Source organism: Sphingobacterium sp. SG20118 (genome assembly GCF_044740685.1).
Classification (GTDB): Bacteria; Bacteroidota; Bacteroidia; order Sphingobacteriales; family Sphingobacteriaceae; genus Sphingobacterium.
In genome coordinates this window covers 677,389-696,040 of sequence record NZ_CP172826.1, presented here as the reverse complement: position 1 = coordinate 696,040, position 18,652 = coordinate 677,389, and the positions used below count along the sequence as shown (strand labels likewise).

The window sequence follows — 18,652 nt, the reverse complement described above, 5'->3', positions numbered from 1 at the left end:
AAAGGATCGGCTCAATTCCAATGGAATTGAGCCGATCCTTTTTTATATTCTTTATTTTGCAAAACCTTAGTGAACTAACTGTTCCTTCAATTCTTCTATTTCTACTTCACCATTTTCAGTTATGGATAAGAATTTCACGTTGGCTACTTCATTGACCAACAAAGGGTCGTAAGCTGTACGTACTTTTACATAATTTTTAGAAAACCCATGCATAAAGCCTTCCTTCTCGTCACTTTCAAAGAGTACCTCCCCCACTTTATCCAGCTGTTTTTCATAAAAAGCACGACGTTTTTTCTCTGATAAAATGTGTAACATCTTACTCCGCTCACTGCGTTGAGATCCAGGTACAGCACCTTCCATCTGCGCTGCTATCGTATTCTCACGTTCGGAATAAGTAAACACATGCAAATAAGAAATATCCATCTCATTCAAGAAATTGTAAGTATCGATAAAATCTTCACGAGTTTCACCAGGGAATCCAACAATTACATCCACTCCAATACAACAATCGGGCATTAATTGTTTAATTTTCTCCACACGCTGTGCATAAAGTTCTCGCTTATAACGGCGGCGCATCATACTCAACACTTTATTATTACCAGATTGTAGTGGCATATGAAAATGAGGGACAAAACGTTTTGATTGTGCTACAAATTCGATAATCTCATTTGCTAAAAGATTAGGTTCAATCGAGGAGATACGAATACGATCAATCCCTTGTACTTCATCCAAAGCTTTTACAAGATCCAAGAATTTATCTTGTCTTAGCCCATCACGAATCCCAAAATCACCAATATTAACTCCTGTAAGTACGATTTCTTTCACACCTGAGGCTGCAATTTCTTCTGCTTGACGCACAATATCATCGATTTTACCCGACCGACTTGCACCACGCGCAAGAGGGATGGTGCAAAAAGTACAAGAATAGTCACAACCATCCTGAACTTTCAAGAATGTACGCGTACGATCCCCAATGGAATAAGCTGACACAAATTGATTCGTTTCATCAATAGGTGCATTATGAACGATTGCTTTTTCGTTTTTTGTCAAATCATTGATGTGTTCAATAATATTGAATTTCTCAGCTGCACCTAAAACCATATCTACTCCTGGAATTTCGGCAATTTCAGCAGGTTTTAATTGGGCATAACAACCAACAATTGTGATATAGGCGTTTGGTGAATACTTGAGTGCTTCCTTTACCACCTTACGACATTTCTTATCTGCATGATCGGTTACTGAACATGTATTAATAACATAAACATCTGCGGCACTATTAAATGGTGTCGTTTCATAACCCGCGTCTTGAAAGACGCGACCTATGGAGGATGTTTCTGAAAAATTCAATTTACATCCTAAGGTATAGAAAGCTACTTTTTTACTCATAATGATTTTGCAAAAATACAACAAAAAGCACCAAATGAAAATTCTTAATCCTGATTTAATCGCTTTTCCACTAATTATGAGATTTTAATGATCCTAAAAGCAGTGATGGACCAAGAGAGAACACACTAAATTCCGTGCAGTCAAAAGCATGCTCTTTAATTTTATATCCCGAGTGAATTCATATATTCTTTGCACCATTTTACTGTTAATTATAGAAAACTTTATGGTGCTCTGACACCTGCTCACTTTTTTTTATGATGACGTAAATCCTTCGAAAATATCTTATCTTCGTATATTAATTTAAACATGAATATACTGTTGGTTAAGATGATTGCTATGAAAACAAACTTAACCACTTAATAATCACAACAAAAGCAGCCGTAACATGAAACAATATCTTGATTTACTACAACACGTATATACCAATGGGGTGACTAAAACTGACAGAACAGGAACAGGAACTAAGAGTGTATTTGGACATCAGATGCGTTTCAATTTAAAAGAAGGATTTCCTCTTGTCACGACAAAAAAGCTACACCTTAGATCTATATTACATGAGTTAATCTGGTTTTTGAAAGGTGAAACAAATATCAAATATTTAAAAGATAACGGTGTTAGTATTTGGGATGAATGGGCTGATGAAAATGGCAATTTAGGTCCTGTTTACGGGTCACAGTGGCGTTCTTGGCCAACACCTAATGGTGGCCATATTGATCAAATTGAGAAAATAATCAAGCAATTAAAAACTACTCCGGACTCAAGGAGAATCATTGTTTCTGCATGGAATGTAGCAGAAATTGAAAATATGGCTTTACCTCCCTGCCATGCTTTTTTTCAATTTTATGTGGCACCTGCCGATCCTGAAAACGGAATTTTGAAACCACAGCTTTCCTGTCAACTATATCAGAGAAGTGCAGATATATTTTTAGGCGTACCTTTTAACATTGCTTCTTATGCTTTGTTAACGATGATGGTGGCACAAGTTTGTGATATGGAAGCGGCCGAGTTTATTCACACCCTAGGAGATGCCCACATCTACAGCAATCACTTCGAACAAACAACATTGCAATTGAGTCGTGAACCCAAACCTTTGCCTCAATTAAAAATCAATCCTGAGATAAAGGATATTTTCGAATTTAAATTTGAGGACTTCGAATTGTTGAATTACGAATCACATCCGCATATTAAAGCCCCAGTAGCAGTATAAGTACAATTATCCGTATACAATTGTGTAAAATATAAAATGAGCAAACTAAAAATAACATTAATCGTAGCCGCTACTGATAACAATGTAATCGGCAAAGGAAATAAAATGCCTTGGCATTTACCCAATGATCTGAAGTATTTCAAAAAAAACACATTAGAACATAGTGTTGTAATGGGTAGAAAAACTTTTGAATCTATAGGAAAACCACTTCCTGACCGTAGAAATATCATCCTAACACGCGACATGACAGCAAAATCAAATGAGGTCGATATCGCCAATAGCTTTCAAGAAGTATTGAATTATTGTAGAGATGAAAGAGAAATTTTTATCATTGGTGGAGGTGAGATTTTTAAACAAACTTTACCATTTGCCAATAGAGTACTACTCACGCGACTGCATACTACGATTGATGGAGATGCATACTTTCCTGAATTACCAGCTCATGAATGGACATTAGAAAGTGAAGACAAACATGAGAAAGATGAAAAACATGCTTTTGACTACAGTTTTCAGGTATATGTAAGAAAATAAAAAAGAGGCTTCCACACTAGGAGGCCTTTGTTATAAATCAACTTTTGAACTAACAGAACATGTACAAATACCTAACATTTTTTTGTATCAGCATCATGTCAAATTCTTTTGCTCAAAATATGGACACTGTTTACCTTGAAAAATTATTGCAAGGTCATCCTGAGCTGTTTCGACATATTTTAGATCACCCGACTAAAAATGAAGTTCAAATTCTTTATACACAGATTGATCGGGACAAAAACAATATTCCTCATTTTACATCCTATAGCTACAGATTAAATCCGAATTGGTACTTCTACCCTGCCAGTACCGTGAAATTACCTACAGCTATCTTAGCTTTAGAAAAAATAAATGAGTTAAACATAACTGGATTATCAAAAGACACGCCGTTACGTATCGACTCAGCTTATGAAAAACAAACAACTGTACTGCGCGATGAGTCTGCCGCCAATGGACTTCCTTCTGTAGCACAATACATCAAAAAAATTTTACTGACCAGTGATAATGATGCGCAAAATAGGCTCTATGAATTTATTGGTCGTGCTGAGCTCAATCGTAAATTAAAAAAACATGGAACCAAAAATAGTCGAATAGTTAACAGATTAGCAATTGGGGATAAAGGTATCTGGGCTAAACATACCAATCCTATTACTTTCTACCAAAATCAAAAAACCATCTATCATCAGGCAGCGCAATTTGACCCAAAGGATTATCCTATTCTGCTTCAAAATACAATTCAGGGTGTCGGCTATATGAATGATAAGGATGAAATTGTTAATGAGCCCTGGAGTTTTGAAGGCCTCAATGTTTACCCACTAGAAGATCAACAATTGGTCTTGAAAAAGCTACTTTTCCCAGAGGCATTCAATCGTGAAGACAGATTCAGATTAACAAAAGAAGACTATGCTCTTATATATGATTATATGTCAAGGTATCCATTTGAATCTGATTATCCGAATTACGACACGAACGAATTTTGGCCTGCGTATAGTAAATTACTTTTTTACGGTCGATATAAAAATGCTTTAATAGACGCTAATGTGCGCATTTTCAATAAATATGGCGATTCATATGGCTACAACATTGACAATGCCTATATCGTTGATTTTGAAAATGGTGTTGAATTTTTATTAGCAGTAGTTATTCAATCTAATGAAAATGGTATATACAATGACGGAGTTTATGAATATGAAACCGTCACCTATCCATTTCTGAAAAATATCGGTCAGCTTATCTATCAAGAGGAGCTGAAGAGAAGTAAAAAATTTAAACCCAATCTCGCTAAGTTCGACTTTAGAAAATAATAAAAAAAGGCTTATCAATAATTTGATAAGCCTTTTTTTATTTCTATATGTCTTTATCTTTTCAGAGCAACTTCAATTAATTCCCCATAAAACTCCTGTTCTGTTATACCTGCCGCTCTTACTTGTTGCGGAATAAAACTCTGCGGCGTTTGTCCTGGAATTGTATTGATTTCAATAAAATAAAACTTATCTGAATCGTTTTCCAAAAAGAAATCAATACGGACCATTCCTTTACAATTCAATCGTACATATACTTCCTTCAGTATCTTAGATATGCGTAATTGTTGCTCTTCATTTAGGCTTGCAGGAGTTATTTCTTCCGTTAAACCTGGAATATATTTTGCCTCAAAATCAAAAAACTCACGTGTAGTTTTAACTTCCGTGGCAGGAAGTACAATCAATTCACCATCAATATTCCGATAAATACCTTCAGAAAATTCACGACCATGAACGAATTCTTCAACAATAACTTGACTTCCTGTATTTTCAGCATCAAATGCCTTATCAATAGCTTCTTTTAATTCTTCTGCTACTTTTACCTTCGTCATGCCAATACTACTACCACCAGCATTTGGTTTGACAAAATACGGCAACGCTAATTTCTCTTCTACAAGAGCAACACCTTCAGCGCGCTGCGCTTCAAATAACAAGACAGATTTTGCGAGGTACAAATCACTGATATCTGCTAGAATAGCTTTTGTATAGCCCTTATTCATCGTTAGAGCTGAAGTAAGTGCATCGCATGATGAGTAGGGCATGCCCACTAAATCAAAATAGCTTTGTAATCGACCATCTTCACCAGGGGAAACCATGAACCATAATAAATGCTAAATCAAATTTTATGATGCTATTATCAAGCGCTAAAGTAAAATTTTCTTTGTTTATCGGAACCTTAATTCCAGAATCACTCACATAAAACCAAGAATCCTGAGTAATAGTAATTTGATAGATATCATACTTATCTTGATCCAGCTGCGAGTAGACAAATGCAGAACTTTTGAAAGAAACTTCTGCTTCGCCTGTATAACCTCCAGTTATTAATGCTATTTTTGTTTTCATAAAAATTATTGTGATTCTTGTAACAAATATAATTTGCTATACACAGAAAAACGAATAATTTTGTTCATTATTTAGCTGGTAGGATAAACGAAACAAATAATGGCTTTAATCTTGCTTGATGAGAATAGTATAAAATGATTTTTTAAAGAAATATAAATGTCAAAGATATTACAATATTTAAGAACGAATACGTTTAGAAACAACCTTCTTATTGCCATCGGATTTGTTGCAGCAATTTTTCTATTTATATATTTAGGCTTAAAGGTTTATACGAAACATGATGAATCAATCGATGTGCCCCTTGTAAAAGGCCTGCATATTAACGCCGCTATTACAGCTTTGGAAAATGCTAATTTGGAGTATCAAATTGACTCTGTATATCAAATGGATGCTAAACCAGGTTTAGTAATTGAACAAGATCCAGAGGCAAAATTTCATGTTAAAAGCGGCCGTACCATCTACCTGACAATTATTACGGAGGTAGCACCGGAGATTGCATTTCCTAAAATTAAGGACAAGACATTAATTGAGGCCTCTTCTATACTAAAAAATCATAATTTGCGTATAGGTGATACCACTTACATCGCCGATATCGCAAGGGATATTGTTTTAGATGCACAATTTGCGGGACAGTCAATCCGTGATGGTAGAATGATTCCAAAAGGATCAAAAATAGATTTAATTCTAGGTAATGGACAAGGTGCTAATGAAGTACAGATACCAAACTTATCTGGCTTAACTGTAGCAGAAGCAAGGTTTGCTTTACAGGGTATCGGTTTATCACTAGGAACAGTGACTTATGATATTGGCGTTTCAGATACGAGCACTGCTCGAGTCATTACGCAATCACCTGGTTTGGAAGTAGGTATTACCAGTATAGGTGCAAAAATAGACCTGACACTATCGAATAGCATTCCAGTAACAACAACTCCCTAATTAGAAAAAAATAAAAAGATCCATAAAAAATGGAAAATAAAAAGAAAATACCAACTTGGATAAAATTAATTGTTCTTCTTTTTCTAGTTATAGGAGGATATTTCGGATGGACAGCATATCGTACTTTTTTAGCTCCAAATGTAACGGATATTCAAAAATATCTCTATATCAATACAGGCGACACCTATGAAAATGTATTGCAAAAGATTAAAGATCAAAAAATTGTGTCAGACCCTGTTAGCTTTGACCGTGCTGCTCAATATCAAAATTACAAGGAAAGTGTTAAAGCTGGCCGATATGCTTTGACTCCTGGTATGAACAACAGAAGATTCATCGGAAATCTAAGAGGTGGCTATCAGGATGCCGTGAAATTTAGATTCGAAAACATTCGTTTAAAAGATAATTTCGCTGGCAAACTAGGAGAAAATTTTGAAGCCGACTCGCTCACATTCCTTAACCTATTGAATAATGAAAGTTTAGCGAAGTCATATGGGTTTACTGCGGATAATTTCTTAGCCATGTTTATTCCTAATACTTATGAGCTATACTGGAACACAGAAACCTGAAAAGCTATTCGCTCGATTTCACGATGAATGGACTAAATTTTGGACTAGTGAACGCCTTGCTAAAGCAAAAGCAATCAATCTAACACCACAAGAGGTAAGTTCACTTGCTGCGATTGTAAAGGGAGAAGCTTTACATAAGGATGAGATGCCTGCAATAGCGGGATTATACCTGAATAGATTGCAAAAGGGAATATTATTGCAAGCTGACCCAACGGTAATTTTCGCCAATAACGACTTTACAATCCGTAGAGTTTTAAATAAACATCTAAGAACGGATAATCCGTACAATACTTACATCTATAAAGGTCTTCCTCCAGGTCCTATTATGATGCCAAGTATCGCGTCAATAGATGCAGTATTGAATTACAAAAAACACGATTTCATCTATATGTGTGCCAAAGAGGATTTTTCGGGTTACCATGCTTTTGCTACAAATATTGCAGAACACCTCGTTAATGCCCGTAAATTTCAAAAAGCTTTAGACGACCGAAATATCAAAAAATAATATGTTTCAATCCGAATATCAAACAAGGGTACGTTATGCCGAGACCGATCAAATGGGATATGTTTACTATGGTAACTATGCTGCATTTTATGAGATAGCACGTACCGAAATGTTGAGAAGTACGGGTATCTCTTATCGAGAACTGGAGGAAATGGGCGTCATGTTACCCGTAATGGAAATGAAATGTAAATACATCAAGCCTGCGCGTTATGATGACTTAATAACGATTAAGACCACTATTCGAAAAAAACCAGCTGTCAGAATTATCTTTGAATATGAACTCTTCAATCAGAATGGAGACTTGCTAAATACAGGCGAAACAACATTGGTATTTGTTGATATCAATAAGAATAAACCAACAATGCCACCCGCTATTTTTCTAGAGAAAATGGCTCAATATTTTGAATAATCATGTCAAATATCCATCCATACTTATTGAAATTAAAACTTTACAATCAAGTTATTGAATGGAGTAAAACGGTCATTTTACCTGGATTCGGCTCTTTACCTTTATATACTGTCGCGGTATTTTTTTTTCAAGAGATATCACGTGATTCCATCTTAAGTAAAGCGTCTTCGCTATCATATAGTTTTATGTTGGCTATTTTCCCGGGTATTATCTTTCTTTTCACATTGATACCTTATATACCGATTGACAATTTCCAAGAGAAACTGCTCGAGTTCCTTGAAGTAGTAATCCCTCACAATGCCTATGAGGTTGTCGAAACGACATTAGAGGATATCATCAAAAATCAAAATGGAGGACTTTTATCTTTTGGTTTTATATTAGCGACATATTTTGCCACCAATGGCATGGCCTCTATGATGCGAGCTTTTAATAAATCGTCTCTTATCGCTGAAAAACGCAGTTGGGTTAAACGTAGAATAATTGCCCTAGGCTTGGCCTTTCTAATCATTACTGCCCTCACAATAGGAATGACCATATTTACTTATGCTGGTATTATTGTCAACTATTTAAAAGATAGCATAGCCATCACTAATAGCTTTTGGGCATTTGTTATTAAAGCTGCACGCTGGCTGGTTATATTTGGAATTTATTTTTTTACGGTTAGTTGTCTCTATAAATTTGCTCCAACATCTTCACGAAGATGGAAATTATTTAGTCCCGGTGCTACATTAGCAACTATTTTAGCCATCTTAACCTTCTCCGGTTTTGCATTTTATATTAATAATTTCGGCACGTACAATAAACTTTACGGTTCGATCGGTACACTGATTGTCATCATGATCTGGATGTACCTTAATACCTTAATATTATTGATAGGTTATGAACTAAATGCTGCAATAGCCCTCTCTAAACAAAGTATAAAATTTGTGAGACCAAAATCATATAACTCTTTCCGGGGTAACGACGACCAATAATATCAAGTTTCTGCCACTCCCCCTCAAACGGTTAAGTATTCGCCAATGCAACTGAAAAGGATATATATTGGCACGCTAGATCATTAGGCATCCTATCAGAACTGTTATTAAAGACACCTAAATTATTCAATAGAAATGCTGTTGACAGATAGCACTTATATAAAATCATGACATCTTCTTGAAGATGTTACAAAGACCTCCTATAATGTTATGAAAATTTCATTTAGCGTACTAACAGTACGCTAGCCTCATAAACATGGAGTAAAAGCTAAAATTAAACTAAAACAAGAACCCAAACTTAATATCTAGGCATTTTAAACTATAAAAGCAGTTGTCTTTTCTGACGTTAATTCGTTCGAAATAACATGATATAAGTAGAATGTGGATAACAATTTAAAAAAAACAAGATATAAATCCTTGTTAATAAAAGTTTTTCGTATTTTTGCAGTCCCTACAATGTGGGGAAAAGGAGAAAAAATAATTAATGGCAAAAAAACAAGAAGTAGAAAAAGAGCTAGCAGCGAAAAACGCGGAGCTACAAGGCGCTGACACCAAAGTGGTGAAAGACACAGAAAAAATTGAATCAGAGGCTGATTCAAAACTAATCGAAGAAATCAAATCTAACACGTGGATCACTCCTGAGGGTGAATTCGACTGGGATGCAGATGACAAAGGTTTCGGAAATTACAGCGATGCTGAGCGCGCTAAATTAGAAGAACAATACGCAGGTACTTTCAACCAAATTAATCAAGGTGAAATTATCGAAGGTACTGTTGTGTCTATCAACAATAAAGACGTTGTCTTAAATGTTGGTTTCAAATCTGACGGTTTGGTTTCATTATCTGAATTCCGTGACTTACCAGAATTGGCAGTTGGCGATGTAGTTGACGTTTTTGTAGAGTCGCAAGAAGATGCTAATGGACAATTAGTATTATCTCGCAAACGTGCTAAAACTCAAAAATCTTGGGAAGCTATCAATGAGGCATTGGAAAATGATGCTATCATTAACGGTTATGTTAAAAGTCGTACTAAAGGTGGTCTTATCGTTGATATCAAAGGTGTGGAAGCATTCTTACCTGGATCTCAAATCGATATCAAACCTATCCGTGATTACGATATTTACGTAGGTAAAACAATGGAATTCAAAGTTGTTAAAATCAACCACGAATTCAAAAACGTTGTCGTATCTCACAAAGTATTAATTGAAAACGACTTAGAGAACCAAAAATCTGAAATCGTATCTAAATTAGAAAAAGGTCAGGTATTAGAAGGTACTGTTAAAAATATCACAGATTTCGGTGTGTTCATCGATTTAGGTGGTGTTGATGGTTTACTTCACATTACTGATATTTCATGGGGTCGTATCGAGCATCCAAAAGAGGTATTAACATTAGATCAAACTATCAACGTAGTTGTGTTAGATTTTGATGATGAGAAAAAACGTATCGCTTTAGGCTTGAAACAACTTTCTGAGCATCCTTGGGAATCTTTAGATAAAGAATTAGTTGTTGGTTCTAAAGTAAAAGGTAAAATCGTAACAGTTGCTGATTACGGTGCTTTCTTAGAAATCATCCCTGGTGTTGAAGGATTAATCCACGTTTCTGAAATGTCTTGGTCTCAAAACTTACGTTCTCCACAAGAGTTCTTAAAAGTAAGTGATGAAATCGAAGCTGAGATCTTAACTTTAGATCGCGATGAGCGTAAAATGAGCTTAGGTATCAAACAATTGACTCCTGATCCATGGAAAAATATCGTTGAACGTTACCCAGTAGGTTCTAAACAAACTGCAGTAGTTAAAAACATGACTAACTTCGGTGTGTTCGTAGAATTAGAAGAAGGTATCGATGGTTTAATCCATATCTCTGACTTATCTTGGTCTAAGAAAATCAACCACCCTAACGAATTCACTAAAGTTGGTGAAAGATTAGATGTTGTTGTTTTAGAATTAGATGAAGAAAATAGAAAATTATCTTTAGGTCATAAACAATTAGAAGAAAACCCTTGGGATACTTTCGAAACTATCTTCACAATTGATTCAGTTCATGAAGGTACTGTATTGAAAGTTGGTGACAAAGGTGATATCGTTGCTTTACAATACGGTGTTGAAGGATTCTGTCCATCTAAACACTCTGTAAAAGAAGATAATTCTGCACTTAAAGTTGATGAAGTTGCTTCATTCAAAATCATTGAATTCAACAAAGAAAACAAACGTTTAGTTATTTCTCACTCTCGTATTTGGGAAGATGAAAGAGCTGAAGCACGTGTTGAAGAATTCAATGCTCGTAAGAAAGAAGCTAAAGTAGCTAACAATGCTGTTAAAAAAGTGAAAGATTCAGTTGAGAAATCTACATTAGGTGACTTAGACGTTCTTGCACAATTGAAAGAGCAAATGGAAGGTGATGAGAAAAACGCTAAATAGTTTTTAATATCAACTCAATAATATAAAGCCCTAGCATTTTGCTAGGGCTTTTTTGTTTATATCAAAAACATAACTAAATTTAGGTTACATAAATTTAGTTAACCATGCACTTTGAAACTTCATTAATAACAATTAAACAACTACAAGAGAACTTTGACAATCCTAAAATAGTAGTAGTAGACTGTACAATTGATAAAGTTGGACAATCCATGAAAGGTTTCTCAACTACGATTGATTCCAAATTCCCTATTTTTTGATATCGAAAATAAGTTTTCAGATGTAAAAAGCTCATTACCCCATACCCTCGTTGCTGCAGATGAATTTACAAAAGAAATACAAACGTTAGGAATTGATAACGATAATATGATAATCCTCTACGATCGATGGGGTATATATTCTAGTCCTAGAGCTTGGTGGATGTTTAAAGTGATGGGATTTGAACAAGTATTCGTATTAGACGGTGGCCTCCCAGCATGGGAAAAAGAAAAACTTCCAGTAAAGAATACATATTTAATTCCGACAAAGGCAGGTAATGCTACTGCGCAATTCAACCCCCAATATTATGCGGGCAAAGCAACTATATTAAGCGCCTATAACAACAGAGATATTAGCATCATTGATGCTAGGAGCCAAGAAAGGTTTAATGCGACAGCTCCAGAACCCAGAGCAGGATTATTGGGCGGACATATTCCTTATTCACATAATCTTCCATTCGACCGTGTATTTGATGGCAATTACTACCGTTCAAAAGAAGAATTAACCTCACTTTTCTCCGACTATTGCGACCATCAGATTTACACATGTGGCTCTGGTGTCACTGCATCCATTCTTGCTTTCGCAAGTTATCTCTCCGGGAATAAAAACATCAGTGTATACGATGGATCTTGGTCTGAATGGGGACAAAAAGAACTTAAATTACCAATCGAACGTTAATCAGCTAGACTGATATAGATAAAATAAACAAATGGACGGGAGAATTATTGACCTTACGTCTCATAAATGAGCAGTTTGCTCCTGTAGAAGTAACTAGGTGGGGTAGTTCAATATTTAAATTCCAAAATAAAAAATGTAATTTCTTTTGCTGGATTTAATGGCCATTTTGTATGCTGGTTCTTTAACAGTTCGCATCTCCAGGATTTAGCAGCAGTATTAACAACGACTAGATTTTCGTGTTCCAATGATACAAATCCTCTACAACGCGTATTTTCAAATGATCAATCAAGCTTCTCACTATTCCCAATTTTGTTTCGTCGTCGCCGAAGGAAATATGCTCTATTAAATCATGGATAGTTTTAGGTTCCTTCAATAAAATCCGTTCTATCTCTAATTTTATATTCATGTGCATCTTAGCCTGATGATTTCGAATAAGGCAAAGATCGCATACTTGGCAAAATAATGCATGCTGTTCACCAAAATAATGCAATAGTGATTGACTACGACATTGCGAATGATCAATATAGTTGAGCATTGCCTCGACCTGCTTTGTCTTTACACGCTTTCTTTCCCTTATAAAAATATGATCTACATATAGATTTTTATAATCTACTCGATCTTGCAAAAAAGATAACTGTGGTGCATCTGTTGGAGGTATATAACTCGCTATTTCCATTTGTACTAGGCCTTGGATTAAGCTTACTATTTGATCAAATGATACGCCAAGCTTCTTGGCAAACTCATATTCATTTATGGTGATGTAATCATCAAATACGCCACCATAAGATCGCAATATAGCCTTGATAAGTTTATCGAATCGCTCATATTGAACTTGGATTTTATAGAGTTCCTGATGATGGACCTCAAATTTAAATCGCGAAGGTATAAATACTGCCTCTGATAATGCTAACCATCCATCTTTCTCCAAAAACTTGAGCGCACTTAGCGTGGGTATTGTTTCTATTTTATACTTTTTTATAAAAGCAACAACATCGAAATCAAAGTTAAGTCCTTCCCCTGCACCATAAGGGATTTGAAAATGATTACATAAGTGATGATAAACTTGTTGAATGAAAGCCACAGTAGGGAAACTGAGTTCTGCATTTTTCAAAAGTCGATTTTTATCTTCTTGTTGATACAATAGGACTGGGAATGCTTTTTTCCCATCCCGCCCCGCACGACCTGCTTCTTGATAATACGCCTCTAGCGATTCAGGAATGCCCAAATGGATAACGAATCTTACGTCAGATTTGTCAATCCCCATCCCAAAGGCATTTGTAGCAACGATAACGCGTGTTCTATTTTGCATCCAATCCTCCTGCTTACGATCTCGATCCTTTCCAGGCAAACCAGCATGATAAAAATCTGCTGCAATACCATTATTCGTTAAAAATTGAGCAATCTCTTGGGTCTCTCTCCTATTCCGCACATATACTACTCCACAACCACCTAATTTTTGAATGATACGAATCATGCGTGCCGATTTATTTTCTTCTTCCAGCGCCATGTATCCAAGGTTATCCCGTAAAAAGCTTTTAACAAATACATGTTTAGTTTTAAACTGCAACTTATCCTGAATATCTGCAATTACTTCTGTTGTGGCTGTCGCTGTAAGTGCTAAATAAGGTACATCGGGATGTAATTCTTTAAGCTTAGAAAGATGTAAGTAAGGTGGTCTAAAATCATACCCCCATTGAGAAATACAATGTGCTTCATCGATTGCGAAAAGATTAACAGACATATGTCTTATTCGCTCTTGAACCAAATCACTATACAGCCGCTCCGGTGAAAGATAAAGAAACTTAATATGACCAAAAATACAGTTATCTAAAATAATATCTACTTCCCTTGGCTTCAGTCCAGAATAGATGGCAACCGCATCAATACCAATATCCTTAAGATGTTGTACTTGATCCTTCATCAATGCAATTAAAGGTGTCACCACGATGCAAATACCTGGCATCAACATCGCAGGAACTTGAAAACAGATTGATTTTCCTCCACCAGTGGGCAGTAAAGCTAATGTATCCTTCTTATCTAAAACAGATTGAATTATTTCCTCCTGCAGTGGTCTAAAACCATCATGTCCCCAGTATTGCCTTAATATGCTAACGCTATCTACACTCATAATAACTCCTTATCCCAAACATACGCAAAATTATTTTTTATGCTATAATGCGGTATCGCCAAACTGTCCAACTGATGCTGCCATACCTGAATATTATGATCACTATTTGTCCCATCAAACAAAACAATTTTAGGTTTAATAAGCTTTACATTATCCACAAAGTTCCATTTACTATTTTTTCTTACAATCAATACATCCGTAGGTAAAACTTGAAGTGTTGCATGCTCCATAATCTGAATAATTAAGCCCGATTTTTGAATGAGATAATTAACTCGTAAAGAATCATCAGAAATCAATTTATGATAACCACTCCTATTCCAATTGGAAAATCTACTCAAATCCCGATATATACTGTACTTTAATGCCCTAGTATTAAGTGAATCAAAAGAACTTATCACAGTCACTTTATTCCTTTTAATAAATGCAAGCGTTATATCTTTTCCTGTATTGTATACTCGAAAACCTTTATAGGTTAATTTAAGATGTTGTTGGTAGTTAAAAATTACGACGAAAATCAATACAAAAAACAGACTAAAATACATTGCATTTTTACTTTTCCATTGAAAGGCATAGGTAAGGGTCAAAAGCATGGTTAAGCTTACAAACACCATAATAGGGGAAAGAACAATTCCTGTCCATGTCGAATAGGGTAATTTATCCAAAAATTTAAGCATAAGAAACATATACTTAACGAGCCATTGTAGCACATGCCCTAGCCATATATTAATAGAATCAAATGGTAAGAACATCAAGACTAAACCAACATACATGATAATCGTGACAGGTAGCACGACAAGCACATTTGCAATCAAGAAATAATTGGGAAACTGACCAAAATAAAATAAAGACAACGGTGCCGTAGAGGTTTGAGCACTTAATGAAATACCAATACTGTCCCATATATGATGACTAAAACGACCGTCCGTATAGGGTGCGATTCTTTTATATAATGGAAAAAGAAAAACAATACCTAAGACGGCACTATACGATAATTGAAAACCAATGTCAAAGAGCATATTTGGTTGAAACAGTAAGAGTAGAAATGCTGATGCAGCTAGTGTATTTAAAATATTCACCTCTCTCCTTAGTAAACGGGTTATAAGAAAAAAACTTAACATAATTGCAGCCCTTAATATGGACGGAGCCATCCCAGTGAGAATGGTATAACTCCAGATTGCTAACAACAACAAAACCGTGCGAGTGATGTGGAGAACATGATTTCCTTTTACCTGCTGCAACAACCACAACAGCAATAAAAAAACTATACCTACATGCATACCCGAAACACTCAATACATGTATCGTACCTGTATTACTAAAGGTCTGTAAGGTATCTGTCGACATAGTAGTACGATATCCGAAAATAAGAGCTGTTGCTATTTGAAATGCTTCTTCATCATCCAAATATTTTCTAAACTTATGGACTAACCCTTGTCTCAAGTTCAATCCTAATGCTTTAATACGATTGCCCTTATTCCGACCGATGACTTTATATTCACCTAAACTTAACCTGTTTTGAAAATAAATACCGCGGTTTGCTAAATAGTTTTTATAATCAAATTCAAGAGGGTTGTAATGGTTGGGTATAGCTTTAATCTTGTTGATAAAAATGATTTCATCTCCGTATTGAATGGGGGCTGTACGATCTAATTCCACAGTCATCATCAGATTACCCGTCGCTTTTCGAAATGTTGACTTTGTTTCTTTTGCACGCAATAGAGCAGAAAATCTCACCGTATTATTTTTAACAATTGGTTCATCGTCCACTATTGCTATAAATTGATCGCTAGCTCCTAAGTGAAAATGATTGGCATCATTCTTAAAGTGTGTTCTAGATATATTCCATAAGCCAAATACAAAAAGTATGACATAGCTGTTAATGATATAAAGGCTCCGAAATCTTGGTTGCATAATGAACCACACAACTTGACTCAGTAAAACAGTGATAAGTATAGCATTCAAAATAGAAAATGTCGCATTACCTGCTGGTATAAAATGCGCAAGTCCAATACCCATACCATAAAAAATTACAATTTTGAGAAATGGGACCTTCTTTACTTGTTCATGGAAGTTAGTCTTCATCAGAATTGAATCCTCAACTGTACTTTAAGTTCTGACTTAATATTTCCTTTAATCTCATCTAGACCAGAACCTATCTGATCTAATTCTGGATAGTAGAAAGCCGAAATTTTAGTCCATAAATCAACATGACGATTTATTCTATACCTCATGTTATTATAGATACGCCATCCCTTTTGATAATACAACGGAAAAGATGATGCGTATAAAACATCGTTTTCAAATGCATAGATTCGAGTATTATAGCTATCTGTATGAAAATAGGCTAATCGTACATTAGTAGTTATTTTACTTTGGTTATGACTGTAAAACAAATCTTGATACACCATCCATCCCAATTCTTTATCTTGATATTCTTTCTCATATTGGATAGCCTCAATGCGATTACGGATGCTCCAAATACTACTTAACTTATACTTGTACTCCAAACGGATTTGATGCCTCTTAACTTCTGCTAAAATGACTTTTTGAGTCTTCGAACTAGGAGTATTTTCTTCCCGCAGACGATAGCGCAAGCGCAGGGATAGCTGTCCCTTCTTATACCATATATAAGAAAATTGGGACATCATATCGTAACCTGAAGAAGGCTCTAATGCCCGATATCGTAACCAAGGAAACTTAAAAAAATCAACATAAGTTGTCCATTGAATTTTCCGTGATGGATGATAGACTATGCCGGAATAAAATCCTTTTTCATTTTGAGTACCACTAGTCTCCCCGATAGCCTGCGAGAAGAAACTATGGTAATTTTTTTGATAATCCCGATACAAGAACACGGTCGAGAACTTCGGAGTAATGCTCGTAATCAATCCCGTTAACCAAGCATACCCCTCGTCTAAACTAGTGGCAACTTCACCAAAGAAATAAGCGCTTTTATAAGAATAGTTATAATAGAGACTTGTATTTCGTAATAAATTACCTTCAAAATCGAATTTATTTTCAGGGGCCTTACCTAGGGTTTTTATACCTTCAAGCTGTGTTGCGACAAAATTTGCCCCTATCTTAAATCTGTTCTTTCCGTAGCGTATATTGCTTCCGTAGACAAGTTGACCAATAGCCTTTCTATAGTTTTGTTCTGTCGGTGTTCGATGTAATCCTGAAATGGCTAAAGTTGATATAGCCCATTCGTCATGCATCTTTTCGACCTTACCATCGATATGTCTATAGGAAACGTAAGGGGTCAACTCAAAACTGCCTAATGAAATGGTACCGGATATTCCTCTTAAAAAATTTGCTTCATTTAAAGATGTATAGGACCGCAACCCTGCTCCTTGCCTAGCTGCACTTTCAATCATACTCCCTTTCCCAAAACTCAATCCATTCCACATGGTTAGCCCCTGCCCTAGCTGCAATGCAAAATCACCAATCACCACATGTTTCAGCTTTCCCAAATCTCGGATGGAAAGACTTGCGGAGTAAAAATCAAAACCGTATTGTTGTTTATCATTAAAAAATGGTTCTCCTGCATCCTTATCCATATTGACTGCTAAGCGAATCTTATTATTATAATTGAACCTATAGCGTAGCAAGTACCTGTTAGGGTCTCCAAGATATCGAGAACGCGCAGTATCTGTTATTGCATAACCTTTAGCCTTATGTGGTATACGCCCGTAACGCATCATAACTTCTTGTTTAGATTTGGTCAATAAATTCTTAACAGTAAAATCTCGATAATGAATGATATTATTCACAGTCACGAAGGGAAGCAAATTTTGAATAGTACTTAATTCAAATCCAGTAATGCTTTGCAACTCTTGTACAGATAGAAAATCACCCGACTCCTTCCGGTGTGTCAATAAATTTTCCACTTGAATTGCGCTTAAAAATATTAAGTCACGCAGTTCTTCTCCATTTGTTTTATTTAGATCTATTGGGTTTTTCAAATAGTAACTCCATTTTTCAGATAGCTCACTAGCATCAACACCCTCTTCCAACTCCTCCAACAGTTGTTCAAATAACTGGTCTAGTGCTAACTGTTCATACTCCTGCCCATAAAGGTAATATGGTGTTAAAAAGGATGACCAAATCAATAAGTAAAGTTTTATTTTCATAGGCTGATTCCATAAAAAGTGAAATATTAAAAAATTAAATTATTAAAAATGTTAACTGTATATTTTTTGATAATATTAGGCGTAACTGATTCGAAAAACCTCCATTCTAAACATGATTTTATCGCACTGATTTGTAACAAGATATATCCAGATTATTAAAAATAAA

The 18,652-nt window shown here is 35.4% G+C and carries 16 protein-coding genes; 10 read left to right on the top strand and 6 right to left on the bottom strand.

The annotated features are described in order from the left end of the window. Window positions 1–66 precede the first annotated feature (66 nt). Window positions 67–1,386: a tRNA (N(6)-L-threonylcarbamoyladenosine(37)-C(2))-methylthiotransferase MtaB gene (gene mtaB, locus ACFX5U_RS03250; RefSeq protein WP_280570446.1), complete on the bottom strand. Its 1,320-nt coding sequence runs from the start codon at window positions 1,384–1,386 to the stop codon at window positions 67–69. A gap of 385 nt (window positions 1,387–1,771) precedes the next feature. On the opposite strand from mtaB, the gene ACFX5U_RS03245 reads away from it, so the two are divergent. The 3 genes from ACFX5U_RS03245 to ACFX5U_RS03235 all read left to right on the top strand — a co-directional run bounded on the left by ACFX5U_RS03245 (window position 1,772) and on the right by ACFX5U_RS03235 (window position 4,428). Further along, window positions 1,772–2,593 carry a thymidylate synthase gene (locus tag ACFX5U_RS03245; RefSeq protein ID WP_038696214.1) on the top strand — a complete coding sequence of 274 codons (822 nt, stop codon included), beginning with the start codon at window positions 1,772–1,774 and terminating at the stop codon, window positions 2,591–2,593. Window positions 2,594–2,629: 36 nt separating this feature from the next. Continuing rightward, on the top strand, window positions 2,630–3,124 hold the full coding sequence (locus ACFX5U_RS03240) for a dihydrofolate reductase (RefSeq protein ID WP_400262482.1): 495 nt from the start codon (window positions 2,630–2,632) through the stop codon (window positions 3,122–3,124). Between the two features lie 119 nt (window positions 3,125–3,243). Continuing rightward, complete coding sequence (locus ACFX5U_RS03235) at window positions 3,244–4,428, top strand: serine hydrolase (RefSeq protein WP_400262481.1); 1,185 nt, start codon at window positions 3,244–3,246, stop codon at window positions 4,426–4,428. Between the two features lie 53 nt (window positions 4,429–4,481). Here ACFX5U_RS03235 and ACFX5U_RS03230 read toward each other — a convergent pair whose 3' ends face one another. Then, complete coding sequence (locus ACFX5U_RS03230) at window positions 4,482–5,240, bottom strand: ATP-grasp domain-containing protein (protein WP_400262480.1); 759 nt, start codon at window positions 5,238–5,240, stop codon at window positions 4,482–4,484. After that, entirely contained in the window at window positions 5,224–5,487 is a 264-nt protein-coding gene (locus tag ACFX5U_RS03225) for a hypothetical protein (RefSeq protein WP_400262479.1), read from the bottom strand. The genes ACFX5U_RS03230 and ACFX5U_RS03225 overlap by 17 nt, the downstream gene beginning before the upstream one ends. A gap of 156 nt (window positions 5,488–5,643) precedes the next feature. On the opposite strand from ACFX5U_RS03225, the gene ACFX5U_RS03220 reads away from it, so the two are divergent. From ACFX5U_RS03220 to ACFX5U_RS03190, 7 genes are all read left to right on the top strand, one after another. Further along, the gene (locus ACFX5U_RS03220; protein WP_280570456.1) at window positions 5,644–6,423 is read left to right on the top strand and encodes a PASTA domain-containing protein; all 780 of its coding nucleotides are present in this window, start codon (window positions 5,644–5,646) and stop codon (window positions 6,421–6,423) included. Between the two features lie 29 nt (window positions 6,424–6,452). After that, on the top strand, window positions 6,453–6,989 hold the full coding sequence (locus ACFX5U_RS03215; RefSeq protein ID WP_400262478.1) for an endolytic transglycosylase MltG: 537 nt from the start codon (window positions 6,453–6,455) through the stop codon (window positions 6,987–6,989). After that, window positions 6,961–7,494 carry an endolytic transglycosylase MltG gene (gene mltG, locus ACFX5U_RS03210; protein ID WP_400262477.1) on the top strand — a complete coding sequence of 178 codons (534 nt, stop codon included), beginning with the start codon at window positions 6,961–6,963 and terminating at the stop codon, window positions 7,492–7,494. Before ACFX5U_RS03215 ends, mltG begins: the two co-directional genes overlap by 29 nt. Before the next feature lies 1 nt (window position 7,495). Beyond that, the gene (locus tag ACFX5U_RS03205; RefSeq protein ID WP_400262476.1) at window positions 7,496–7,903 is read left to right on the top strand and encodes an acyl-CoA thioesterase; all 408 of its coding nucleotides are present in this window, start codon (window positions 7,496–7,498) and stop codon (window positions 7,901–7,903) included. 2 nt (window positions 7,904–7,905) lie between these two features. After that, entirely contained in the window at window positions 7,906–8,877 is a 972-nt protein-coding gene (locus ACFX5U_RS03200) for a YihY/virulence factor BrkB family protein (RefSeq protein WP_280570463.1), read from the top strand. Window positions 8,878–9,361: 484 nt separating this feature from the next. Then, entirely contained in the window at window positions 9,362–11,296 is a 1,935-nt protein-coding gene (gene rpsA / locus ACFX5U_RS03195) for a 30S ribosomal protein S1 (RefSeq protein WP_038696198.1), read from the top strand. A gap of 231 nt (window positions 11,297–11,527) precedes the next feature. Further along, a complete protein-coding gene (locus tag ACFX5U_RS03190; RefSeq protein ID WP_400262475.1) occupies window positions 11,528–12,229 on the top strand; it encodes a sulfurtransferase in 702 nt (233 codons plus the stop codon). 226 nt (window positions 12,230–12,455) lie between these two features. Here ACFX5U_RS03190 and ACFX5U_RS03185 read toward each other — a convergent pair whose 3' ends face one another. The 3 genes from ACFX5U_RS03185 to ACFX5U_RS03175 are packed head-to-tail and all read right to left on the bottom strand — an operon-like array spanning window position 12,456 to window position 18,486. Beyond that, window positions 12,456–14,357: an ATP-dependent DNA helicase RecQ gene (locus tag ACFX5U_RS03185; RefSeq protein WP_400262474.1), complete on the bottom strand. Its 1,902-nt coding sequence runs from the start codon at window positions 14,355–14,357 to the stop codon at window positions 12,456–12,458. Further along, window positions 14,354–16,438 carry a ComEC/Rec2 family competence protein gene (locus tag ACFX5U_RS03180; RefSeq protein WP_400262473.1) on the bottom strand — a complete coding sequence of 695 codons (2,085 nt, stop codon included), beginning with the start codon at window positions 16,436–16,438 and terminating at the stop codon, window positions 14,354–14,356. The genes ACFX5U_RS03185 and ACFX5U_RS03180 overlap by 4 nt, the downstream gene beginning before the upstream one ends. Further along, entirely contained in the window at window positions 16,438–18,486 is a 2,049-nt protein-coding gene (locus ACFX5U_RS03175) for a ComEA family DNA-binding protein (RefSeq protein ID WP_400262472.1), read from the bottom strand. The genes ACFX5U_RS03180 and ACFX5U_RS03175 overlap by 1 nt, the downstream gene beginning before the upstream one ends. Window positions 18,487–18,652 lie beyond the last annotated feature (166 nt).